Source organism: Pseudomonas psychrophila HA-4, assembly GCF_000282975.1.
Lineage (GTDB): Bacteria > Pseudomonadota > Gammaproteobacteria > Pseudomonadales > Pseudomonadaceae > Aquipseudomonas > Aquipseudomonas psychrophila_A.
On record NZ_ALJC01000051.1, the window covers coordinates 60269 to 83176 of the forward strand.

Consider the following 22908-nt stretch of genomic DNA (forward strand, 5'->3'; position numbering starts at 1 on the left):
ACGCTTCTTTACAGGTCGAAGCTTCGCACAACGCCAGATTTATTCCACAACACAGGTAGGATATTTCTGAGATTCTCCGGCGAAGCACTGGTCCACAACTGCGTTTCACGCGCAGGGCCTGCCGCCAGCAACCCGCGCTCATCCAGTAACCGCTGAAGTTGACGGGCCACGGCGGCGCCGGTGTCGATCAAGGTGATCGAAGGCGAGAGCATCTGGCTGAGCAGGGGCTTGAGGAAAGGGTAATGGGTGCAACCGAGAATGATGGTGTCGCAACCTGCCGCCAGCAGCGGCTCGACATAGCCGCGCAGCAGCGTGCGCAAGCCTTCGCTGTGCAGGTCGCCGGTTTCGATCAACTCCACCAAGCCTGGGCAGGGCTGGGTGATGACGTTTACCGTGCTGGCAAAACGATCAAGCAAGGCGGCGAACTTAGCGCTTTGCAGGGTGCCCGTGGTGGCGAGCACGCCCACCACGCCGCTGCGGGTGGCCGCTGCCGCAGGTTTAACTGCCGGCTCCATCCCAACCATGGGCCAGTCGGGATAACGCTGACGCAAATCCGCCACGCCCGCCACTGTCGCGGTATTACACGCCAGCACTAACGCCTTGGCCCCTTGGCGCTGGAAAAAATCAGCGATGACCGCACAGCGCTGACGAATGAATTCCGGGCTTTTTTCGCCATAAGGGATATGCCCGCAATCCGCCACGTACAGCAGCGATTCGTTGGGCAATAACTGGCTAATTTCCCGCAGCACCGACAAGCCGCCGACGCCGGAGTCGAACACACCAATCGGTGCGTCACTCATGGGCCGGACCGCATACGCTGCAAGCCGGATCGCGTTTAACCCGCAACTCGCGAAACCGCGTACTCAAAGCGTCAATCAATAACAGACGCCCTACTAAAGGTTCACCAAAACCGGCCAGCACTTTCAGCGCTTCAAGGGCCTGCAGGCTGCCGACTAGCCCAACCAGCGGGCCGATCACGCCGGCTTCGCTACAGGTCAGTTCATCGTCGCTGCCGTGCCCGTATAAACAGTGGTAACAGGGGCTGGCTGGCTGGCGAGGGTCAAATACCGACAACTGCCCTTCAAGGCGAATCGCTGCGCCGCTGACCAAGGGTTTGCGGGCGCTGACACAGGCTCGATTGACCGCTTCCCGGGTGGCAAAGTTGTCACAGCAATCCAGCACCACATCCACGGCTGAGACGGCCTCGCCCAGCGAGTCCGCGTTCAGTTGCGACCGGTGCACGATCACTTTTATTTCTGGGTTGAGCAGCCGCAGGCGGCGCGAGGCCGAGTCCACCTTGCTCTCACCGACATTAGCGGTGTCATGGATGATCTGGCGTTGCAGGTTGGTCACGTCGACGCTGTCGAAGTCAGCCAGATGCAATTCACCGACACCCGCCGCCGCCAAGTAGAGCGCGGCGGGCGAGCCCAATCCGCCCAAACCGATGATCAGTGCACGGCTGTTTTTCAACGTGAGCTGGCCGTCGATGTCGACCTGTTGCAACAGAATCTGTCGGCTATAGCGCAACAGCTCCTGATCGGTCAGCACGGTAGGCGACCCAACGTGATGCGCTCGTGGGTGCCGAGGTCTTTGCGGCTTTCAACGCACTTAAATCCGTTCTCTTGTAACAACGTGCGAACAGCGGCGGCCTGATCGTAGCCGTGTTCAAGCATCAACCAACCGCCCGCATTCAGGTGCTGCGGGGCAGCGCCGATGATGTCGCGGATGTCGTCGAGGCCATCGGGGCCTGCCACCAAGGCGCTTGCTGGCTCAAAGCGCACATCACCCTCGGCCAGGTGTACATCGCCCGTGGCAATGTACGGCGGGTTGCTGATGATCAGGTCAAAGCGTTGATCGGCCAGCGCGCTGAACCAATGGCTGGTAAGCACAGTGACGTTTTGAAGGTGCAAACGCTGGCGATTGCGCTCGGCAAGTGCCACGGCTTCGAGAATCCGATCAACCGCCGTGACGTGCCAGGCAGCACGCTCGCTGGCGAGTGCCAAGGCAATGGCCCCGCTGCCGGTGCCCAGGTCCAGCACGCGAGCCGGGGTTTCGGGCAGCAAGTCCAGCGCCGTTTCAACCAGCAACTCGGTGTCGGGACGTGGAATCAGCGTGTGTGGTGCTACTTCTAGGTCCAGTTTCCAGAAACCTTGCTGGCCCAAAATGTAGGCCACGGGCTCACCCGCGCGGCGCCGCAGCAGAAACTCGGAGAACGCTAAAGCCGCCTCGCTGCTGACAATTTTCTCGGGCCAGGTGTGCAGGTAGCTGCGAGATTTTCCCAAAGCTGCCGCCAATAACAGCTCAGCGTCCAAACGGGCCGTTGGCGAATCGGGCAGTTCAGCGGCACGTAACAAACTGGCAATAATGGTCATTTATTCACCCAGGGCTGTCAGTTGATCAGCCTGAAATTCTGCTAACAACGGCTCAATAACGGCATCAACACCGCCCGCCAATACGTCATCCAGCGAGTACAAGGTCAAGTTCACACGGTGGTCGGTGACCCGGCCTTGTGCAAAGTTATACGTGCGGATGCGCTCGGAACGATCTCCCGAACCCACCAGCGATTTACGCTCGCTGGCAATGGCATTGGCTGCGGCACTGGTTTGCTGGTCATTCAATTTAGCTGAAAGCCAAGACATCGCTCGCGCCCGGTTTTTATGCTGGGAACGCTCTTCTTGGCACTCCACCACAATGCCCGATGGCAAGTGAGTGATACGAATTGCAGAGTCGGTTTTGTTGACGTGCTGACCGCCCGCGCCTGAAGAGCGGTAGGTGTCGACACGCAAATCGGCCGGGTTGATCTCGATCGCTTCCTGCTCGTCCGGCTCTGGCAATACAGCAACGGTACAGGCCGAGGTGTGGATACGGCCCTGGGATTCTGTCGCAGGGACTCGCTGCACGCGGTGTACACCCGACTCGAACTTCAGTTTGCCGTAAACATTCTCACCTTCGACACGGGCGATAACTTCTTTATAGCCGCCGTGCTCACCGATGCTTTCAGACAGAATTTCTACCCGCCAGCCACGACGCTCGGCGTAACGGGAGTACATGCGAAACAGATCGCCAGCAAAAATAGCGGCTTCATCGCCGCCGGTGCCTGCGCGAATTTCGAGGAAAACGTTGCGCCCATCATTCGGGTCTTTGGGCAGCAACATGCGTTGCAGGTCTTTTTCCAGCTCAATCAGCTGTTCTTTGCCCTCGCGAACCTCTTCAACGGCCATTTCGCGCATGTCAGGATCGTTGTCCTTGAGCAGCGCCTGGGCGCCTTCAAGGTCGGACTGCACTTTGAGCCACTGCCCGTAAGTGGCAGCAATGGGCTCAACTTCGGCGTATTCCTTGGAATAGGCGCGGAATTTGGTCTGATCCGAAATAACTTCGCCGTCGCCAAGCAAGGCGGTCAGTTCTTCAAAACGATCCTGGAGGATGTCCAGCTTATTGAGCAGTGACGCTTTCATTACAGTTTTTTATCCGCAGAGCTATCCGATGAGCCCCCACCGAGGGCAAAAAGTTCTTGGGCCATGGCCAGCGCATCAAGGCGGCCTTCGGCGGAAAGCTTTTTCAACTGCACGCTGGGTGCGTGAAGCAATTTATTCGTCAGGCCACGCGCCAGTTGTATCAGCACATCTTCCGGGTTGCTGCCATTGGCGAGCAACCGCTGGGCCTTTTGCAGCTCTTCGTCGCGCAGGCGTTCGCTTTGCTGGCGGTAAGCCTTGAGCACATCAACGGCCGCCAATTCACGCAAACGCACCATAAAGTCTTCGGCGCCAATGCTGACCAACTCTTCCGCCGCTTGGGCTGCGCCCTGACGACTCTTGAGATTTTCGGCCACCACTTCGTGCAGGTCATCGACGGTATAGAGGTAAACGTCGTCCAACTCGCCGACTTCTGGCTCGATATCGCGGGGAACAGCAATATCAACCATGAAAATAGGTTTGTGCTTGCGCAACTTCAAGGCGCTTTCAACGGCACCCTTACCCAGAATCGGCAATTGGCTGGCCGTGGAACTGATCACGATGTCGCTGTGCACCAGCTCTTGCGGGATATCCGACAACAGTACCGCGTGGGCACCGAACTGTTCGGCCAGCGTGCTGGCCCGCTCCAAGGTACGGTTGGCCACCACGATGCGTTTCACCCCAAGGTCATGCAAGTGACGTGCGACCAAGGTGATGGTCTCGCCCGCCCCGATCAGCAAGGCCTGACTGCGCTGCAAGTCGCTGAAAATCTGTTTGGCCAGGCTCACGGCAGCAAACGCGACCGACACCGGGTTTTCACCAATGGCAGTGTCGGTACGCACTTGCTTGGCCGAATTGAACGTCGCCTGAAACAGCCGCCCCAACAGAGGCCCGACAGTTCCCGCCTCACGCGCGACGGCATAGGCAGACTTCATCTGGCCGAGGATTTGCGGCTCGCCTAACACCAGCGAGTCGAGACCGGATGCCACACGCATCATGTGACGAACGGCCGCATTATCCTCATGGATATAAGCGCACGCACGCAGCTCTTCGATGCTCAGATTGTGAAATTGTGCGAGCCATTGCAGCACAGTATCAGCGCTGAGCTGATCCTGTTCTAGGTAAAGCTCGCTACGATTACAGGTGGAGAGGATCGCAGCTTCGCGACTGTCGGTTAGGCGGCAGAGCTGCTGCAAGGCCTCAACCAACTGCTCTGGAGTAAAAGCCACGCGCTCGCGGACGTCTACTGAAGCAGTCTTGTGGTTAATACCAAGTGCGAGGAAGGCCATTCAAGATCGCTGATGATGACGAGAAGCCGGCAATTGTCCTACTTCGTCAGATCGAGAACAACCATTGCTGTCTATTGTCTCTATAGTTAACGTCTGTTGAACTCCTCTTCTCTCGCATCATCAGACCCTTATAACGATAGTCGCGGCCGCTAGGGTTTGCGTCATCGCATGTGTCATGATGCCCAGACCGCAGGTAAGTCGCCCTTCTCTTATATGAATAGATCCTCCGCGTTGCTCCTAGCTCTCGTCCTTCTGAGTGGCTGCCAAGCTTTGGCTCCCACGCCCCCGGATGATTCATCTGTGGCCGAAGACACTACCTCCGTACCGGAAAAGCCCACGGTTTATGGCTCGTTCAGCGAAGAAACGTTGTTCAGTTTGCTGAGCGCAGAGTTAGCCGGCCAACGCAATCGCCTGGATATCGCCCTCGATAACTACGTGACTCAGGCGATCAATACACAAGATCCGGGTGTTGCCGAACGCGCTTTCCGTATCGCAGAGTACCTGGGCGCCGATCAGGCGGCCCTTGATACATCGCTGATTTGGGCACGAAACGCGCCTGATGATCTTGAGGCGCAACGCGCGGCGGCCATTCAGTTGGCACGCAATGGCCGCTACGACGATTCCATGGCTTACATGGAAAAAGTCCTGCAGGCCAAGGGTGATACACACTTCGACTTTTTAGCCTTATCGGCCCTCGAAACCGATGCCGACACACGCGCTGGCCTGCAAAACAGTTTTGACCGCCTGCTGATCAAACACCCGGACAATGACCAACTGATCTTCGGCAAAGCCTTGTTGATGCAACAGGACGGCGACGCCGCCGGTGCCTTAAAGCTGCTGGAAAAAAATCCACCACACGACGGTGAATTGGCCCCAATCCTGCTGCGCGCTCGCTTGCTGCAAAGCCTCAATCGAGGTGACGAAGCGCTGCCGTTGCTGCAAAAAACCATTCGCCAATACCCAGACGACAAACGGCTAGGGCTCACCTACGCCCGTACACTGGTCGAGCAAAATCGCATACCCGAAGCCAAAACCCAGTTCGTCAGCTTGGTACAGCAATACCCGGAAGACGATGAACTGCGTTTTTCCCTAGCGCTGGTGTGCCTTGAAGGCAAACAGTGGGACGAAGCTGAAGGCTATCTGCAAGCGTTGATCGACCGCGACAGCCACGTCGATTCGGCACACTTGAACTTGGGCCGCATCGCTGAAGAACGCAATGATCCTCAAGGCGCGCTTATCGAATACGCCTTGGTAGGTCCAGGCAATGACTATCTGCCAGCGCAATTGCGTCAGGCCGACATCTTAATCAGCCATGGTCGTGGCGCAGAAGCGTCGCAAAAATTGGCGGCGGCCCGCGATGCACAGCCGGACTATGCGATTCAGCTGTATTTGATCGAAGCAGAAACCCTGTCTGCGAATAATCAAACGGATCGCGCCTGGAACGTCCTACAACAAGCCGTCAAGCAATACCCAGACGACCTGAATTTGCTGTACTCACGGGCCATGCTGGCCGAAAAGCGAAACGACCTGCAACAGATGGAGCGCGATTTACGCGCCATCATCCAGCGCGAGCCGGACAATGCGATGGCCTTGAATGCGCTGGGCTACACGCTTTCGGATCGAACCACCCGCTACGCCGAAGCCAAAGTGCTGATCCAGCAAGCCTACGACTTGAACCCAGATGACCCGGCCGTGCTCGACAGCTTGGGCTGGGTGAATTTTCGCCTTGGCAATCTGGGTGAGGCCGAACGCTTGCTGCGCCAGGCGCTGGAACGCTTCCCCGACCAAGAAGTAGCGGCGCATCTGGGTGAAGTGCTGTGGGCCAATGGCAAACAGCGTGAAGCCAAAACCGTTTGGGCAACGTTTTTGAAAGACAATCCTGACAGCCCTATTCTGCGCAAAACAGTCCTGCGCCTGACCGGATCCGAGAGTCTTTAAATTATGCTTTTTCGTCATTTACGCCACCTGATCGCCTTTAGTCTCATCGCCTTGCTCGCCGGTTGCGCAGGCTTCGGCGCTCGAGAATCAGTTGAAGGCCACGGCAGCCCAGCCTTGTGGTCACAACATAAACAGCAACTGACTCAACTCGACGGCTGGCAAATCAACGGTAAGGTAGGCATTCGCGCCCCTAAAGATTCCGGCAGTGCGACGCTTTTCTGGCTACAGCGCCAGGACTATTACGACATTCGTCTTTCGGGGCCGCTGGGTCGAGGCGCCGCCCGCCTGACAGGTCGCCCGGGAAATGTCAGCCTAGAAGTGGCCAGCCAAGGTCGCTACGAAGCCGCAACCCCGGAAGAACTGCTGGGCGAGCAATTGGGCTGGAGCTTGCCAGTGTCGCATTTGGTCTGGTGGGTGCGCGGTCTACCCGCACCTGACAGCAAAAGCCGTGTGACCTTGAACGCCGATAGCCGCCTAGCGAGCTTGGAACAAGACGGCTGGAAAATCGAATACCTGAGCTACGTTGAACAAAACGGCTTTTGGCTGCCTGAACGGGTCAAACTGCATGGCACAGACCTAGATGTCACGCTGGTCGTGAAGGATTGGCAGCCACGTCAGCTGGGACAATAACGATGCAAAAAGAGCCACTGGTTTTGCCCTCCCCGGCAAAACTGAATTTGATGCTGCACATTCTGGGTCGTCGCGAAGACGGCTATCACGAACTGCAAACACTGTTTCAATTTCTCGATTACGGCGATGAAATGCGCTTCGCCGTGCGCGATGACGGGGTTATTTGTCTGCACACCGAGTTCCCCGGCGTGGCCCATGACGACAACCTGATAGTGAAAGCCGCGAAAAAACTGCAACAGCAATCCAACTGCCCGCTTGGCATTGATATCTGGATCAATAAGATATTGCCCATGGGCGGCGGCATCGGCGGCGGCAGTTCAAATGCGGCCACCACCTTGCTGGGGCTCAACCACCTTTGGCAGTTGAACTGGAACGAAGAGCAACTGGCAGCACTGGGCCTGAGCCTGGGCGCCGACGTTCCGGTTTTCGTCCGTGGACACGCTGCTTTCGCTGAAGGCATTGGTGAGATTCTTACCCCCGTCGACCCGGAAGAACCTTGGTACGTAGTACTTGTGCCGCAAGTCTCTGTAAGCACAGCAGAAATTTTTTCACATCCTTTGTTGACACGTGACACTTTGCCCATTAAAGTGCGCCCCGTTCCCAAGGGAAACAGCCGAAACGACTGCGAAGCGGTGGTAACGGAGCTTTACCCAGAAGTACGTAAAGCTTTGAATTTGCTAGGTAAATATACCGAAGCAAAATTAACTGGAACTGGAAGTTGTATATTTGGGGCCTTCCCAAACGAAGCAAGTGCTGATAAAGTGCTGCACCTTCTGACAGACACCCTTACAGGGTTTGTAGCTAAAGGAAGCAATGTTTCGATATTGCATCGCACACTACAGAATCTGTCACAGGAAACGGGTACACGGTACTCGTAGCAATAGATACAGGGGCGTCGCCAAGCGGTAAGGCAGCAGGTTTTGATCCTGCCATGCGTTGGTTCGAATCCAGCCGCCCCTGCCATTTCTTATACTCATCCAGGTTACCCTCAGCCTTCAGGTACTGCGCGTGTCCAAGATGATGGTCTTTACGGGGAACGCTAACCCCGATCTGGCTCGGCGTGTCGTACGTCAGCTGCATATCCCACTCGGTGACATTTCTGTCGGTAAGTTTTCCGACGGCGAGATTACCGCTGAGATTAATGAAAATGTCCGCGGTAAAGACGTTTTCATCATTCAGCCGACTTGTGCTCCGACCAACGATAACCTGATGGAACTCGTCGTGATGGCTGATGCCTTCCGCCGCTCCTCAGCGACTCGTATTACTGCTGTTATTCCTTACTTTGGTTATGCCCGTCAGGATCGCCGTCCGCGTTCCGCACGTGTGGCTATCAGCGCAAAAGTTGTTGCTGACATGCTTACCGTAGTCGGCATCGATCGTGTTCTCACGGTTGATTTGCATGCTGACCAAATTCAGGGTTTCTTCGATATTCCTGTAGATAACATCTATGGCTCCCCAGTTTTGGTGGATGACATCGAAGATCAGCGCTTTGAGAACCTTATGATTGTGTCCCCGGATATCGGCGGCGTCGTGCGCGCACGTGCTGTTGCTAAATCCTTGGGCGTGGATCTGGGGATCATCGACAAACGCCGTGAGAAAGCCAATCACTCGGAAGTGATGCATATCATTGGTGATGTCGAAGGGCGTACCTGTATTTTGGTTGATGACATGGTCGATACCGCCGGCACTCTGTGCCACGCGGCTAAAGCCTTGAAAGAGCATGGCGCTGCTAAAGTGTTCGCCTACTGCACACACCCTGTGCTGTCGGGTCGGGCAATCGAGAATATCGAAAATTCCATGCTGGATGAGCTGGTGGTGACTAACACCATTCCGCTGTCCGCAGCTGCACAAGCCTGTTCGCGTATCCGTCAACTGGATATCGCACCGGTTGTGGCTGAAGCGGTGCGCCGCATCAGCAACGAAGAATCGATCAGCGCGATGTTCCGATAAGGGCCCTGCCCTTCTCTTACGTCCGCTGACGAAAAGCGCCCCGCCCCAACACCCTGTTGGGGCGGGGCTTTTTTGCCCATACCGTCCATAGCGCTGGTCGCAAACGCTAGGCCGGATGTGGTTATTTTGGAGATACAACATGAACGATTTTACTCTGAATGCTGAAGTGCGTTCCGACCTGGGGAAAGGTGCGAGCCGCCGCCTGCGTCGTCTCGCAAGCCTGGTTCCAGCTGTAGTTTACGGTGGCGACAAAGCCCCTGAATCCATCAGCATGCTGGCTAAAGAAGTTGCCAAACTGCTCGAAAACGAAGCTGCTTACAGCCACGTTATCGAACTGACCGTTGGCGGCGTTAAGCAAAACGTGATCATCAAAGCTCTGCAACGTCACCCGGCTAAAGGCCACGTGATGCACGCTGACTTCGTACGCGTTGTTGCTGGTCAAAAGCTGACTGCAATCGTTCCAGTTCACTTTGTTGGTGAAGCTGCTCCGATCAAGAAAGGCGGCGAGATCTCGCACGTTATCGCGGAAATCGAAGTTACCTGCCTGCCAAAAGACCTGCCTGAATTCATCGAAGTTGACCTGGCTAACGCTGAAGTCGGCGCGATCATTCACCTGTCGGACATCACCGCTCCTAAAGGCGTTGAGTTCGTAGCTCTGGCACACGGTAACGACTTGGCAGTAGCCAACGTTCACGCTCCGCGTGTAGCACCAGAAGCCGAGTAATTCATTACTCTGCTTTCGGAGTTCTGAGAAACATCGCGAGCTAACACGCAGCGAGTAAAGCGGACAAGATCGCGAAGTTTACTCACGTAAACCCGCTTTCTTGTTCGTTTTCGCCGCCGCTGTCAGCGGCGATGTTATCCACAACTCCACAGAAGGGCCCTTGTCGTGACCGCCATAAAACTGATCGTTGGCCTGGGAAATCCAGGCACCGAATACGAACAGACCCGGCATAACGCAGGGGCCCTTTTTGTTGAGCGTCTAGCATCGGCAAACGGCGTTAATCTCGTTGCTGATCGCAAATATTTTGGCCTGACCGGGCGCTTCAGCCACCAAGGTCAGGATGTTCGTCTGTTGATTCCCACCACCTATATGAACCGAAGCGGCCAGGCCGTTGCGGCGCTTGCCGGTTTTTACCGCATTGCGCCCGAATCCATATTGGTGGCCCACGACGAACTCGATCTCCCACCGGGCGTTGCCAAGCTCAAGCTGGGCGGCGGCCATGGAGGTCATAACGGATTGCGTGACATCATTGCGCAACTGGGAAACAACAATAATTTCTACCGTCTGCGGCTCGGCATTGGCCACCCAGGCGTCGCGAGCATGGTGTCCAACTTTGTCCTGGGTCGTGCGCCACGCGCCGAGCAGGAAAAACTGGACGCCAGCATCGATTTTGCCCTCGGCGTGCTGCCGGATATCCTCGCCGGGGAATGGAACCGTGCGATGAAAAACCTGCACAGCCAGAAGGCCTGACTCTTTTTCCGAGGGGAAACACCATGGGATTCAACTGCGGCATCGTCGGCCTACCTAACGTCGGCAAGTCCACCCTGTTCAACGCCCTGACCAAATCCGGCATTGCAGCGGAGAACTTCCCCTTCTGCACGATAGAGCCAAACACCGGCATCGTGCCGATGCCCGATCCACGTCTGGCGGCACTGGCCGAGATCGTTAAACCGAATCGCATCCTGCCGACCACCATGGAATTCGTTGACATCGCAGGTCTGGTAGCCGGCGCGTCGAAAGGCGAAGGCCTGGGTAATAAGTTCCTGGCCAACATCCGTGAGACCGATGCAATCGCTCATGTGGTTCGCTGCTTTGAAGACGAAAACGTGATTCACGTTTCCAACAGCGTTGACCCTAAGCGCGACATCGAAATCATCGACCTTGAGCTGATCTTTGCCGACCTCGACAGCTGCGAGAAGCAACTGCAAAAAGTCGCGCGCAACGCCAAAGGCGGTGACAAAGAAGCCGTCGCTCAAAAAGCGCTGCTGGAGCAACTGATTGCTCACTTCACTTTGGGCAAGCCAGCACGCAGCCTGATCAAAAACATGGACGCCGATGAGAAACAAATCATCAAGGGCTTCCACCTGCTGACCACAAAGCCGGTGATGTACATCGCTAACGTGGCTGAAGACGGTTTTGAAAGTAACCCACTGCTCGACGTGGTGCTGGCTATTGCCGAAGAAGAAGGCGCCATGGTCGTTCCGGTCTGCAACAAGATCGAAGCGGAGATTGCCGAACTTGAAGACGGCGAAGAAAAGGACATGTTCCTTGAAGCGCTGGGCCTAGAAGAGCCAGGCCTGAACCGTGTGATCCGTGCCGGTTACGAAATGCTCAACCTGCAAACCTACTTCACCGCCGGCGTTCAAGAAGTACGCGCCTGGACCGTGAAAGTAGGCGCTACCGCTCCGCAAGCTGCTGGCGTGATCCACACCGACTTCGAGAAAGGCTTTATCCGTGCCGAAGTCATCGCCTACGACGACTTCATCCAGTACAAGGGTGAAGCGGGTGCGAAAGAAGCCGGCAAATGGCGTCTGGAAGGCAAGGAATACATCGTTAAAGACGGCGACGTCCTGCACTTCCGCTTCAACGTGTAAAACATCACACGTACTAAAAACCGCGCTCTGGCGCGGTTTTTTTTGGCCTCGGTTTTATAAAGCCATTTCAGGTGCGACTAGAGAGGCGCACCCGTTGAATCCGAACACTCTGTCGAGCAAACGGTCTATGGTTAGTCGCATAACCTCAGACTGAATGACGGGAGTACCAATGCTCGCCAAGGTGTTCTTCAATCGCTTTACCGCCCCATTGATCGAACGCATAGCCTTTCGCTGGTCGTCGGCTTGGCGTGATGCCCTGGCCTCAGCCATCGCCGCGGCATTGGCGTGGATTCTCGCCAAACATTTTTTCGGTCATGTGCATCCGGTGTTTGCCGCCATCAGCGCCGTCGTCTGCTTGGCGCCTGGCCTGCCCAGTCATGGCAAACAAGCAATAGGGTTAATGGTCGGCGTCGCCACTGGGATCATCATCGGTGAAGCCGCACTCTGGCTACCCGATGGCTATCCATTGCTGCGCATCGGTTTTGCCTCGTTCTCAGCCATTGCTATTGCAGCCCTATATGGCTTGGGCCCGGTAGTACCAATTCAGGCAGGCGTGTCGGCTATCTTGATGCTGGCCGTAGGCCCCGAGAACGCAGGCGTCGTGCGCATGCTGGATGTGGCGATGGGCGCCGGGGTCGGGTTGATGTTCAGTCAGATCCTCCTGACCCCTAACCCGATCGGCATCATTGATAACTCGGCCAAGGACTTGCTGGAAAAGCTCGCCAAAGGCTTCGGTAGAAGCCTTACAGCCCTTGAAGAGAACGATACGAAAAGCGCGCAGCACGCCGTGTTTATTTTCTCGGGTGCTCACGACAGCCTCATCACTCTGGAGAACGGCATTGCCAGTGCACGCAACACTGCACGCTGGACGTTGCGCGGCCGGTTTGCCTCACGGGAAGTCAAAGACATCGCCAGTCGTTACGAGCGACATGCCGTGCGCTTGTACGCCAGCGCCCTACTGTTCTCTGAGGCCTTCGCTGACGCCATGCGTAAGGAACAGGGCTCGCCACCCGCCTCGCTGCATGAGCGGCTGGCCAGCGTCGCCTCAGACTGCGCAGCAATAGCCAGCGACACTGAAAAGCCAGCATTGGCCCCAGCCTGCAATGATCAACAGGCCGAAGCCGTGTCAGCCCCGTGGCAAATCTGCCTGCAGCATTTGAGCACCGTTGAAAGCGCGCTGCAGAGTTTTAGTGCCAACACGAAAAGCGATGGGAAATAATGCGCACGGATTACAACGGCTTCGCAGCCGGACGTAGCCTCGCAAAGCTCGTCAACGGCTACGAGCTTTGCGTACAGCGGAGTGATCAGACCTTCTTGGTACGTCGTGGCAAAAAGATTGCCAAGACGCCAAACAGCGGCAGGTACGAACACAGGGTGTACACGTACTCGATGCCGTGAATGTCAGCCAAGTGCCCCAGCAACGCCGCACCAATCCCGCCGAAGCCAAACATCAGGCCGAAGAAGATACCGGCAATCATCCCCACGTTGCCCGGGACCAGCTCTTGGGCGTACACCACAATCGCCGAGAACGCCGACGCCAGGATGAAACCAATCACCACGCTGAGTACGCTGGTCCAGAACAAGTCAGCATAAGGCAGCAGCAAGGTGAACGGCGCCACACCCAGAATCGAGAACCAGATCACCGCTTTGCGGCCGATACGGTCGCCAATCGGGCCGCCAAAGAACGTGCCCGCCGCCACCGCACCCAAGAACAGGAACAAATACATCTGCGAGTTGGCGATCGACACGTCGAACTTCTGAATCAGGAAGAACGTGTAGTAGCTGGTCAGGCTGGCCATGTAGAAATACTTGGAAAACACCAGCAAGCCGAGCACCACCAACGCACTGATGACACGCCGCTTGGACAAACCATGCGTCGCCTTCTGCCCAGCTTTGAGCTTGAACAGGTTCAGGTGGTTGCGATACCAGCGGCTGATGACGTACAGCAGCCCGACCGCAAACAGCGCAAACAAGCCAAACCAGGCGACGTTGCCCTGACCAAAAGGAATGATGATGGCGGCTGCCAGCAACGGTCCAAATGCCGAACCTGCGTTACCGCCCACCTGAAAGGTCGACTGCGCCAAGCCATAACGCCCGCCCGACGCCAGCCGCGCCACCCTAGAGGCTTCGGGGTGAAAGGTCGACGAACCGACACCGACCAGTGCGGCCGCCAGCAAGATCAACGGAAAACTGCCCACTTGGGACAGCATCAAAATCCCGATCAGCGTACAGACCATACCCGCTGGCAGTAACAATGGATTGGGATGTCGGTCAGTGTAATAGCCGACCCATGGCTGTAACAGAGAGGCGGTAAGTTGAAACGTCAGGGTGATCAGACCGATCTGGGTAAAGGTCAGGTCATATTTGGCCTTGAGCATCGGATAGATCGAAGGCAGCACCGCCTGAATCAAGTCATTGATCAAATGCGCCAGCGCCACAGCGCCGATAATGCGCATAACGAGTGGGCTGGATTGAGGGAGTTGAGTGTCAGACGTTGTTTTTATTTGAGCGTTGCTAAGAGCCATAAGGGTTTCCGGACAACAGATGAATGCACGTGCAAGTCCGCCAATGTGCCACTTTTTAACAAGATATTGCCATCCAAAGCCCTAAAAACCTTAAGCGGTTGATAGAACACAGAAAATTTTCAGATATTTGCTTGACACATCCCCCGCACGAGGGAATAATGCGCGCCATTGGCTACATAGCTCAGTTGGTTAGAGCATAGCATTCATAATGCTGGGGTCCGGGGTTCAAGTCCCTGTGTAGCCACCAAACGCTTGTTTATAGACGTCTACAGCAGTCTACAAACAGTACAAGAAGCCCGCCTAGTGCGGGCTTTCTTGTGTCTGGGCATCTATCCCTGTCTCCCCCTATAACTTCCCTCCGTGTATCCCCCTGTATATCCTTTTAAAGTAATTGAACTGAAGGGATACAAGCCAATGAAGCGTACCGCCATTAAGCGGCGCCCCCTGTCGGACACCACTCTCGCGTGGCTTGAGCCTGACTCCAAGGAGTATCGGTAGCTAGACGCCAGCGGCCTGTATTTTCGCGTTAAACCTGATGGTCAGAAGCCCTAGCAACTACGCTACAAAAAACCAGATGGTAAATGGTCTTGGCTTGGCCTTGAGGGTTATCCAGAGGTGAGCGGCGCACTGGCCAGACAAAAAGCCGCAGAACTGCGCACGGACGCCTCTGAAGGTAAAAGTCTAATGGCGACCAAGCAAGCGCGTAGAGCCATCGCGGTAGAATCCTCAAATGACACCTTTGAGGTGATGATCCTCGAATGGCACGCATCCCGTATCAGCAACTGGGATACCGGAACCGCCAAGCGCGTCATGGGTGCCCTTGAGCGTCACGCCCTCCCTGTGTTCGGCAATCGCCAGTACAGACATCATCAAGCTTGCAGCGAAAATTGTGTGCAACCTGGCATACCTATACCGTGCCCAAGGCTGCCAAGATCGATTCATTACTGGATTCGACATCGACAAACTGTATTTTTCGGCAGTTCAAAGGTATGCATATGTTCAATAAGGCCGCTATCGGCGCCGCTCAGTAACCACTTTGGTAACCGCCATAAGTAACAATTCAAGGACGTTTAAAATGAGTGCGGATGAACGGAGCGTAAAACTCCACCAAAGCGCGAGTACTGAATCAGCAAACTTTGATCGCTTCGTCCTAGGAGCCTCAATGGCGGCTTGCGCCTATCTCGCGCAGACAATGCCTTTCGGCCCCATTGGCCTTAACGTGTCCACGATGTACCTAGCGACCCTGTTCATGATGGCGCTGAGCGCAGTATTCGGATTCCTCCGTATTGAGTCGACGATCTCAACCATGAACGCTAACTCTGGCTATTTGCACATGATTGAGATGGGCCAGCTAAATGACTTCTCAATGCGGCAAATTGCAAGGAATGCAGTAGACAAAGTGGCCGAGCGCACGAAGACGATGTATGTGCTGCGAAATTACACGATGCTGTTTTCGTTTTTCGGTTACGTCGTAACAAAGGTGTATGCCACGTACCCCGTGTGACGCCGAGTGTTCCCATGCTGAGCACTGTTTACATGCCTTCATCCTAATCTCCGGCACCTATCCAATGCCAGGTTCTGGTGCGAGCCTGATGACAGGTTTTGACAGGTCGCTGGCGCTGACCTTCAATCACTCTTCGGCACATAAGAATGGATCAAGGAGTGGCCATGAATTGGGAAAGCAGGCACAGCCCAGACGAATACGTTTCGATCATCGCGGAGGTTTTCTATGACCCCGCACGCCGTAAAAATGGTGTTCGCCCTGCAAGCGGGCAACCCTTTGCTCAAAACATGAAGATCGAGTGCTCAAGGGAGATCAGGGATTATCCGGTAGGCACGAAAGTGCGTTTGCAAGTTGTGGAGACAGCAAAAGAGGAAAGTCGCCCGTTCTTGTATAGCAGCTACAAATGGGCTCATAAGCTCGTGTAGTTAATCTCACTGGCTGGAAGGTATCCACGCAGGTATCCACACTTGTGCTTTCAACCGCAACGGATACTTGGGCGGTGACTTAGCGAGGTCACCACAAACTGCGACCACTTGGTACTGGTCGTGTCCGTTATTAACTGTGATTATCTACCCGCCGACAAGGTGGTGTTTCCGCCGGAGCTGGCGCTGCTGGTTGTCAGGAAGGCCAGCGCAATGGCGGCGGCACTCGAGGAGCAAGCGCTCGACCAGCTCACCAAGGACGCCCGACGCGCCATTTTTCGGGGAACTGAGCCTAGGAGAGTCATCAGGGAAATGCGGTTATAGGCTACTTGCTCGAACTATCGGGATCTCGGTAGTTTTCAGCGCCTGACCTACCGAAATGGGAGGGCAAATTCGTTGCCAGATATTCAGATCTTCGCTTTGGTCGCATCGTGGCAACCATAGCAATACGTACTCGTGCCGCGGCGCACTGATGATTAAGCACATCCGCGCTTGGCAACGGAAGCATTTGCTAACGTCTCTCGCCGTTAGCTAATGCCATCTAGACCTGTCACCTATCACTACCTATGCTCGAAGCCTTCACCAAGGAGGCCCAAATGACAGAGCATACGCAAAAAAACCAAGAAACCAGCCCGCCGGTTTCTATAGGGTTGATTGAAAAAGCATGGGAATGGAAATGGGCAGTTCGCCTTGCGTACTTAGTTCTTTTTTTGGACATAGCTTTGTTGCTAAGGAAACTACCAGGCGTTCTAGAGATGTCCATTTCTCTTGAAAGAGTCTGGGCCAACTTTGGATACCTTCTCACAGCCGCTTGTTCATTTGGCCTTATTGTCTCATTCGGCATCCCAGCGCTTGCGATTGCACTGCGTCAAATATTATCGCTAATTGGATTGGCTATTCCTTACGGTCTTTTTGAAATTCGGGCAGAGCGCTACCAGCGGCCAGATGGGTGTGTATCGCTCCACCAGCTTCATAAACATGCTTTGAGACAGAACAGCGAATTCTTAATGAAGCTGTATGAAAAACGGTCAGCGGAGATAGAAGAGGCCCGAGAGCAACGAGAGCAGATCGGGATGCTTTTTTTCGGCATGACCCTACTGTGCATACTCGATTGGAGTCTTGGCAAGAATTACAGTACTGGGTCACTGGTCCAAGTATTTCTTTCTCATACCAACGATAACGTCGGTATTGCAGCAGTACTCGCCGTATTTGCTCTTCTGCGCTGGGCGTGGTTTCCGGCATGGAAAACAAACTGGGCATATTACCCGCCTCTCCACGATGAGTTGGTCGCCAAGGAGCACGCCGAAAGGAACGTGCGGTAGAAACTGCACCGAGAATGGAACAGTTGAGGCCTGAACCTGAAATTCACCCAAAATCACCACTAACCTGATACGGGGTGGTGATGGGGCCAGGGAATGGCAAGAACGCCTCTGAGTGATGGAACAGCTAAACAGCGCCACAAATGTGTGGCGATGGCTCCTCAAAAGTGAGGAACGAGGTAATGGGGTCACTGATGGACTGAACCATCAGAGGAGTGGTGATGACGTTACCGTTCGTCAGGGATGGAGCAACAAACTTAGACGCCTTTTTCAACCAGCGTAAAACGGGCCAAAAATACCCCAGCAGCCAGCGCCGTATATCCCATGAAAATACGAACATACAAATAGCAAACATAAACAACAAGTTACGCAACCAGTTCAAGTGACTGTGTACCAAACGCTTGTTCATAGACGACTACAGATATAAATCTGCTATTTAGTGTGAGCACCGCAGAGTTATGGAATATTGCGATAGAGCATCAGCCGAGCGGTTTCATGCAGTCCCCGGGTCAACCCACTCAAGCGACGAAACTCCTCAGGATATTGCGCGGCCACATTGTCACGCGGCGTAGGTGATGCCAAATCATGGAGGGTCGGCGAACTACCGTCGTGCTGCATCTGAAGCAGGAAGTCCTTGGTAACACCTCCGATAATTGGGAACGTGCCCTCGCGCAGTATCAGCGGCACCACGCGCTCGCCTTCTGGGGCCGGCTGCTGGATATCGCGACCCATTGCGCCATTTCTGAATGGCATGCCCGCCATGCCAGCCACGGTAGGCAGTAGGTCCACGAGACCCACGGCCTCTTCGATCACCCGTGGTTGCAAACCGGGCGCATGGATCAGCAATGGCACGTTGTTGCTTTCCAGACCTAGTTGTTCGAAAGCCGGGGCCATGTGCGGGATCTGGCTGATACGCGTGTTGTGGTCTCCGAAGAATACAAAAATGCTGTTGTCGTAATAGCCACCCGCCTTGGCGATTTCCATCAGGCGCCCGATGTTGTAATCAAGCAGGCGTACGGCATTGTATTGCTCGACGCTGCGCGAGCCGGCGGCCTGGACTTGATCCAGCGTCACGTCCTTTACCCGGAAGTCGTCGTTTTGCTTGGGAATGGTGAACGGCCGATGGTTGCCCGAAGTTTGTAGGTAGGCAAAAAATGGCTGCTCCTTGGGCACTCCGCGCAGCAGTTGGTCGCCTTCCTTGAACAGGTCCAGGTCAGAGACGCCCCATACATCTACCCGGGGCGAGCGCCAGTGGCTTTCATCATAGAGCTGCACGCCGTCGATGCTCTGGCGGATCAGGGCGTTGATATTCGCCCAGCCAGCGTTGCCGCCGATCATGTAGAACTTCTGGTAGCCCTCGAACGCGTTGATCAACGTGTGCTGCCGCGTGATCAACGGGTTGCGCGTGGCTGTCTCTTGACGGGTCACGTCCGGCACGCCGGTGATGCTGGCCCACACGGTTTTGGCGGTGCCGGTGACGGGGACGTAGAAGTGCTTGAAGAACCAGCTTTGTTTGGCAAGCTTGTCCAGGTTAGGTGTGGGGTTTAGCGGGTTGCCGTAGGCCCCGACCGCGCTCGTGCCGAGGGATTCGAGCATCACGAAGATCACATTCGGCGGGCGCTCGCCAGCCAGGCGATAAGGCTGCACGCCTTGCTTTCGGGTGAAGTTCAGAGCCTGGGCGTCGGGTTGCTCAACCCCTAGGTACGTGGCGACTTGTGTGTAGTGCTCACGCACCTTGGCCTCGTCGAATTTCGATTGGCCGACTTTAAGGGTGTCGTACAAAAACAGCACTGGGTTCAGGCCCACGGCGGCCACTTGGCTGTTGCCGGAAAAGAACGCATCGCTCCAGCGCAGCGGCACCGGGTTTTCCAGATTGAGGTTGCCCGCGCGCCCAAGCAGGGCGAGCAGCACGGCGACCACGCCAACCACGGAGACTGACGTCACCGCCCATCGATTGATGGGGGCTGGCGCGCGGTCTAGGGTCAGGCGCTCCAGGCCGATCAACGCCCATACCCACAACGCCACCGCTGCCAGCCAGCAGGCGGTTATCCACAGTACCGGGTAGGTTTCCCACACCATCTGTTGTGAAATCTGTGCGTCTTGCAGGTACCGCAACACCGTCGCATTGATGCGTACGCCGAGGTAGGCGTAATGGCCGAAGTCGATGATGTAGACCAAGCCGATCATCGCCAGTGCTACCACCAGATAGGCACGCGCCAACCAGCGCAGGGCTGGCAGCGTGGTGAGGTTCCAGCGCGGCAGCCATGCCAGCACGGCCAACGGCAGCAGCAGCAACACCGCCAGGCGCAGGTCGAAACGCAGGCCGATGCCGAGGGTTTCCAGCAGCGCCGGGGTGGTGAACTCAAGGCCGGAAAAACCCAGCACAAACACCAGTCGCAACACGACCAGCACCACAAACACCAACCCGATCGCACCCATGCCGTAGCGCAAGCGACGTGATTGCAACGCACTCATGAATTTTTCCATTTTCTAAAGCAGCACCGTTTGACTTGCATTAATCCAGCGACCACGCAGTAACCTGCCAAGAGCGGATCAACCAGATAGTCCCAATAGTTCTCCGACGCCTTGAGCCGCAATGCGAACGCCAGTGTGCCGATCACCAACATCCACACCGCCAGTGCATTGCGCAGCCACAGCATCAACAGCGCCGCCACCGCGACCAGCGCAATCATCGGTCGAGGATTGAAGCCCCAACGGTAGGGGTCGAAATAGGTCAGGCCTAACGTGGCGGGATAGAGCACCACACTCAGCAGACCAAACAGCAGCAACATCTGCACCTGATGACGTTGAGACTGCGGCTGCACCAAGCCCAAACGGCTCAGCGCGACCCACCCCAACAACACCAACGTGCTGATCGCCAAGTCATCGGTAAAGCTGCGTACATAGGCTGCCAATGGCAGCTCATCTAGCGGGATCACGCTCACTGCCACCAAGACTGGCAGCAACCACGGTCGCCAAGGGGCGGTAAATCGAAAGGTGCTTAACAGCACAAACCCCAACAGCACAAAACTCAAATGCGCTTGCCATAGCGAAACCATCACAGACGCTCCGCCAGCCAGGCTTCGTTGAAGCTGACATGTTTAATAAACGTGTTATTCCACGAGTACACCAAGTGGTACATGCCGTCCGGGCTGCGGCTGAAGTACGGGTACTCGTATTCGAAATCGCAGCCACGGGGTTTGCACACGCGGTAGTCGAGGCTGCTAAGAAAACGTTGCTCCAGCGGTAAACGCTGCGCACCGCTGGAGGCGCGAAAGCCTTTGCCGATGATCTCTTTATAAACCTCGGGGGCGAACGGTTGGCCGAGCGGGTCAGGCGATTCGTCCAGTTGCACCACCGTGCGCCACTGACTGAGCTGGGCGTCAGTGCCATAGAGGCTGAGCTTGAAGCGGCCGTCCTGCAGGTCATTGAGCGCCACCAGCAACCCATCGCCCACCGTGCCCACCGCCGCCAGCGACGAGTTAGGATTGGACGGTTGCAACGGGTACGGCTGACTCCAGGTTTGCCCGGCGTCTTCAGTGCGACTGGCCAGCACGCGATGATGGGTGTCGCCGGCATAGCGCAACATCGCCACGGCGCGTTGGCCGTCGAGGGGCACGATGGTCGGTTGCAGGGCATTTTTGCCGCGGCTGATACGGAATTTGTCGATCACCGCCCCGTCGGCGCTCAAGTACAGGTACTCGGCAAACTTGCCCATGAACTCGTGGTACACCGGCAGGCCGATGGAGCCATCGGCATGGAATACCGGCGCGGCGCGCACTAGGGTGCTGATATTAAAGAACGGCGAGGTCACCAGTTGCCGAGGGGCCGTCCAACTGGCGCCAAAGTCATCCGAGACCATCACATTGATCGCGCTGGTGGCCCACCCGCCCACTGACACCGACACATAAAACATCCACAGGCGTTTATCCGGCGCCAGGGCAATCACCGGGTTGCCAAGCTTTCGAATGTAACGTTGGGTACCGTCGCGGGTGCTTTCCCGCGTGGCCAGCACCTGTTCTGCGCCCCATTCGCCGCTGCGTGCATCAAATCGCGCGGTGCGCACCTGCACATCAGCGGCGCCTTCGCGCGATCCGGCAAACCACACCGCCATCAAGTCGCCGCCAGGCAGGGCGGTAACGGACGAGGAATGCACAAAGTCGGTTATCTGGGTGGACACGAACCGGCTGCTGTACTGAGCCGGCGCCGCCACTTTTACGGTGTTCGGGCTGACGTGAGCAAACGGCGCCAGCACATGGGGCGGATGGCTTTGCCAAGCGGCAAAAAACACTGCCAGCAGGCTAAAAATCAATAAGGCGGAGCGCATAGAGAACCTGTTGGTAAAAGGATTACTGCGCACGCTCATCCGGCAGGCGCTTCCTGCGACCGGTGAGCATGGATAACGGCAGGTTGTCCCGCACCTGGATACTTTCAAACACGGCAGCCAGCACATGCAGGCACACCAGACCAAGCAGCACATTGGCCGCGGTGTCGTGGACTTGCAGCGGCCAATCGGCGCCCCACAGGGCATCAACTTCCTGCATCAAAAAGCCGCTCACGCCGATGGTGAGTAACGCCAGCAACATCAACAGCATCACTAGCGCGCCAATCGGCGAATGCCCCAAACGGTGTTGCGGCTTACCCTTGAGCAGCGAGCGCACGTGGGCATTCAGCCTTTTTGGCGTAGGCCAAAAGTCTGCCCACCGTGCACTGCACGGTCCGACAAATCCCCACACCGTTCGCACCAACAGCCAGGCCATGGCGTAATAACCCAACCAGACATGCCAGTCGTCGCCTGCTTCGTTGAAGAAGTAATTGGCCACGAAGACTCCGGCGACGGACGCATGGAACAGCCTCACCAACGGGTCCCACAAGCGCAGGGATTCGCCTGGCATCAGCCTTTGATCTCAGTCTTCACGGCCTTGCCGGTGACCGGGTCGTGGTAAATCTCGACCTTGCGCTTGTCCTTGTCGAACCCGTAGATCTCGTAGCAGTTGCCGGCGGTGACCTTGAACTTGCTGATGGTGTAGCCCTCGGCCTTGAGCGTGTCCTGGAAGGCTTTTTCGTCTTGCCATTGCGAGCGCTCGGCGGTGGTGCATTGCGGACCGGCGACGGCCAGGGGGCTGGCGAGGATCAGGGACAGCAGGAGAATTTTGCGCATGAAAAAGCTCTCAGCAAATGGGGGAGCTTTCACAGTGCCAAACCAACCTTAGGGCAACCTTAGTTGGCAACGAGTCGTAACATCTTTGTTAAAATAGCCCCGACCAGAACCCGGCATGAT

23 protein-coding genes, 2 tRNA genes and 1 pseudogene are annotated in these 22908 nt (G+C 56.1%); 15 read left to right on the forward strand and 11 right to left on the reverse strand.

The features are described from left to right. Window positions 1-8: 8 nt before the first annotated feature. From murI to hemA, 5 genes are read right to left on the reverse strand one after another with little or no spacing between them, the layout of a single operon-like run. The gene (gene murI, locus B347_RS0106420) at window positions 9-800 is read right to left on the reverse strand and encodes a glutamate racemase (RefSeq protein WP_019408882.1); all 792 of its coding nucleotides are present in this window, start codon (window positions 798-800) and stop codon (window positions 9-11) included. After that, entirely contained in the window at window positions 793-1548 is a 756-nt protein-coding gene (locus tag B347_RS0106425) for a molybdopterin-synthase adenylyltransferase MoeB (RefSeq protein WP_019408883.1), read from the reverse strand. The genes murI and B347_RS0106425 overlap by 8 nt, the downstream gene beginning before the upstream one ends. After that, window positions 1542-2372 (reverse strand): peptide chain release factor N(5)-glutamine methyltransferase, encoded by an 831-nt coding sequence (gene prmC, locus B347_RS0106430; protein WP_019408884.1) that lies wholly within the window; start codon window positions 2370-2372, stop codon window positions 1542-1544. Before prmC ends, B347_RS0106425 begins: the two co-directional genes overlap by 7 nt. Further along, window positions 2373-3455, reverse strand: coding sequence for a peptide chain release factor 1 (gene prfA, locus B347_RS0106435; RefSeq protein WP_019408885.1), 1083 nt, complete (start codon window positions 3453-3455; stop codon window positions 2373-2375). It lies immediately after the preceding gene. Then, complete coding sequence (gene hemA, locus B347_RS0106440) at window positions 3455-4741, reverse strand: glutamyl-tRNA reductase (protein ID WP_019408886.1); 1287 nt, start codon at window positions 4739-4741, stop codon at window positions 3455-3457. The genes prfA and hemA overlap by 1 nt, the downstream gene beginning before the upstream one ends. A gap of 213 nt (window positions 4742-4954) precedes the next feature. Here hemA and B347_RS0106445 point away from each other — a divergent pair, with 213 nt between their 5' ends. From B347_RS0106445 to B347_RS0106485, 9 genes are all read left to right on the forward strand, one after another. Next, window positions 4955-6679 carry a tetratricopeptide repeat protein gene (locus B347_RS0106445; protein ID WP_026014017.1) on the forward strand — a complete coding sequence of 575 codons (1725 nt, stop codon included), beginning with the start codon at window positions 4955-4957 and terminating at the stop codon, window positions 6677-6679. A gap of 3 nt (window positions 6680-6682) precedes the next feature. After that, the gene (gene lolB / locus B347_RS0106450; protein ID WP_019408888.1) at window positions 6683-7309 is read left to right on the forward strand and encodes a lipoprotein insertase outer membrane protein LolB; all 627 of its coding nucleotides are present in this window, start codon (window positions 6683-6685) and stop codon (window positions 7307-7309) included. Between the two features lie 2 nt (window positions 7310-7311). Then, the gene (gene ispE / locus B347_RS0106455; RefSeq protein WP_019408889.1) at window positions 7312-8187 is read left to right on the forward strand and encodes a 4-(cytidine 5'-diphospho)-2-C-methyl-D-erythritol kinase; all 876 of its coding nucleotides are present in this window, start codon (window positions 7312-7314) and stop codon (window positions 8185-8187) included. A 10-nt stretch (window positions 8188-8197) separates the two neighbouring features. Further along, window positions 8198-8272 (forward strand) — tRNA-Gln (locus tag B347_RS0106460). A gap of 45 nt (window positions 8273-8317) precedes the next feature. Continuing rightward, window positions 8318-9259 (forward strand): ribose-phosphate pyrophosphokinase, encoded by a 942-nt coding sequence (locus B347_RS0106465; RefSeq protein WP_003208392.1) that lies wholly within the window; start codon window positions 8318-8320, stop codon window positions 9257-9259. Window positions 9260-9398: 139 nt separating this feature from the next. Then, entirely contained in the window at window positions 9399-9983 is a 585-nt protein-coding gene (locus B347_RS0106470) for a 50S ribosomal protein L25/general stress protein Ctc (protein WP_019408890.1), read from the forward strand. Window positions 9984-10148: 165 nt separating this feature from the next. Beyond that, a complete protein-coding gene (pth, locus tag B347_RS0106475; protein ID WP_003439790.1) occupies window positions 10149-10733 on the forward strand; it encodes an aminoacyl-tRNA hydrolase in 585 nt (194 codons plus the stop codon). A gap of 23 nt (window positions 10734-10756) precedes the next feature. Continuing rightward, window positions 10757-11857, forward strand: coding sequence for a redox-regulated ATPase YchF (gene ychF / locus B347_RS0106480; protein WP_019408891.1), 1101 nt, complete (start codon window positions 10757-10759; stop codon window positions 11855-11857). Between the two features lie 169 nt (window positions 11858-12026). After that, entirely contained in the window at window positions 12027-13076 is a 1050-nt protein-coding gene (locus tag B347_RS0106485) for an FUSC family protein (RefSeq protein WP_019408892.1), read from the forward strand. Window positions 13077-13161: 85 nt separating this feature from the next. Here B347_RS0106485 and B347_RS0106490 read toward each other — a convergent pair whose 3' ends face one another. Further along, window positions 13162-14382 carry an MFS transporter gene (locus tag B347_RS0106490; RefSeq protein WP_026014018.1) on the reverse strand — a complete coding sequence of 407 codons (1221 nt, stop codon included), beginning with the start codon at window positions 14380-14382 and terminating at the stop codon, window positions 13162-13164. Between the two features lie 170 nt (window positions 14383-14552). On the opposite strand from B347_RS0106490, the gene B347_RS0106495 reads away from it, so the two are divergent. The 6 genes and pseudogenes from B347_RS0106495 (at window position 14553) to B347_RS0106515 (ending at window position 17630) form a co-directional block, all read left to right on the forward strand. Continuing rightward, a tRNA-Met gene (locus B347_RS0106495) sits at window positions 14553-14629 on the forward strand. Between the two features lie 167 nt (window positions 14630-14796). Continuing rightward, window positions 14797-15243, forward strand: a pseudogene (locus B347_RS26840) (integrase arm-type DNA-binding domain-containing protein); the annotation flags it as partial. A gap of 214 nt (window positions 15244-15457) precedes the next feature. Further along, complete coding sequence (locus tag B347_RS0106500; RefSeq protein ID WP_019408894.1) at window positions 15458-15886, forward strand: hypothetical protein; 429 nt, start codon at window positions 15458-15460, stop codon at window positions 15884-15886. A 164-nt stretch (window positions 15887-16050) separates the two neighbouring features. Beyond that, window positions 16051-16311, forward strand: coding sequence for a hypothetical protein (locus B347_RS0106505; RefSeq protein WP_019408895.1), 261 nt, complete (start codon window positions 16051-16053; stop codon window positions 16309-16311). Between the two features lie 120 nt (window positions 16312-16431). Beyond that, the gene (locus B347_RS0106510) at window positions 16432-16632 is read left to right on the forward strand and encodes a hypothetical protein (RefSeq protein WP_026014019.1); all 201 of its coding nucleotides are present in this window, start codon (window positions 16432-16434) and stop codon (window positions 16630-16632) included. 272 nt (window positions 16633-16904) lie between these two features. Next, window positions 16905-17630 carry a hypothetical protein gene (locus B347_RS0106515; RefSeq protein WP_019408897.1) on the forward strand — a complete coding sequence of 242 codons (726 nt, stop codon included), beginning with the start codon at window positions 16905-16907 and terminating at the stop codon, window positions 17628-17630. A gap of 453 nt (window positions 17631-18083) precedes the next feature. On the opposite strand, the gene B347_RS0106525 is transcribed toward B347_RS0106515, so the two are convergent. The 5 genes from B347_RS0106525 to B347_RS0106545 are packed head-to-tail and all read right to left on the reverse strand — an operon-like array spanning window position 18084 to window position 22788. Continuing rightward, window positions 18084-20102: an LTA synthase family protein gene (locus B347_RS0106525; protein WP_019408899.1), complete on the reverse strand. Its 2019-nt coding sequence runs from the start codon at window positions 20100-20102 to the stop codon at window positions 18084-18086. After that, window positions 20099-20686, reverse strand: coding sequence for a hypothetical protein (locus B347_RS0106530; protein WP_019408900.1), 588 nt, complete (start codon window positions 20684-20686; stop codon window positions 20099-20101). Before B347_RS0106530 ends, B347_RS0106525 begins: the two co-directional genes overlap by 4 nt. Next, the gene (locus B347_RS0106535) at window positions 20686-21954 is read right to left on the reverse strand and encodes a sialidase family protein (protein WP_026014020.1); all 1269 of its coding nucleotides are present in this window, start codon (window positions 21952-21954) and stop codon (window positions 20686-20688) included. The genes B347_RS0106530 and B347_RS0106535 overlap by 1 nt, the downstream gene beginning before the upstream one ends. Window positions 21955-21976: 22 nt before the next feature. After that, window positions 21977-22522 (reverse strand): cytochrome b/b6 domain-containing protein, encoded by a 546-nt coding sequence (locus B347_RS0106540; RefSeq protein WP_019408902.1) that lies wholly within the window; start codon window positions 22520-22522, stop codon window positions 21977-21979. Then, window positions 22522-22788, reverse strand: coding sequence for a PepSY domain-containing protein (locus B347_RS0106545; protein ID WP_019408903.1), 267 nt, complete (start codon window positions 22786-22788; stop codon window positions 22522-22524). The genes B347_RS0106540 and B347_RS0106545 overlap by 1 nt, the downstream gene beginning before the upstream one ends. Between the last annotated feature and the right edge of the window lie 120 nt (window positions 22789-22908).